The sequence below is a fragment of the Thalassospira xianhensis MCCC 1A02616 genome (assembly GCF_003326475.1).
In the GTDB taxonomy this organism is placed as follows: Bacteria; Pseudomonadota; Alphaproteobacteria; order Rhodospirillales; family Thalassospiraceae; genus Thalassospira; species Thalassospira xianhensis.
Genome location: NZ_JPWA01000099.1, coordinates 1 through 601, shown reverse-complemented (window position 1 = coordinate 601; position 601 = coordinate 1). Strand labels below are relative to the sequence as shown.

Here is a 601-nt window from a genome sequence, read left to right as displayed (position 1 = left end):
TCCGCTCTCCAGCATGCTGCGCATTCATGTCATGCAGATCATCTACAACCTGAGTGATCCGGCGATGGAAGATGCCTTGTATGAGATCGAGTCTATGCGCCGTTTCGCAGGGATTCGGCTCTCTCGGGTTCCTGATGAGACAACGATCCTGAACTTCCGGCACCTGCTGGAGCAGCACACTCTTGGCAAGAAGCTGTTCAAGAAGATCAACCGTCAGTTGGCACGACATGGCCTGATGGTTCGGGAAGGCAGCATCGTTGATGCGACGATTATCGAAGCGCCCAGCTCGACGAAGAACAAAGGTAAGGCCCGTGATCCGGAGATGCACCAGACCAAGAAAGGCAATCAATGGCACTTTGGCATGAAGTGCCATATTGGCGTCGATGACACGGTGGGTCTGATTCATAGCCTTGCCACTACCGCCGCGAATGAGCATGACCTGACGGCATCAGACCAGCTTTTGCATGGTAAAGAGAAACGTGTCTGGGGAGACGCGGGTTATTGCGGTATCGAGAAACGCGAAGAGCACAAGAACCGTAAAGTGGATTGGTTTATCGCTGAGCGTCCTGGTAAGCGCTCCACGATGTCGAAGGTTGCGCTG

1 protein-coding gene is annotated in these 601 nt (G+C 53.7%); it reads left to right on the top strand.

Annotated elements, in window-relative coordinates; all coding sequences use genetic code 11:
• The coding region (locus tag TH5_RS25195) for an IS5 family transposase (RefSeq protein ID WP_114124145.1) at positions 1 to 601 on the top strand (601 nt) is incomplete at both ends.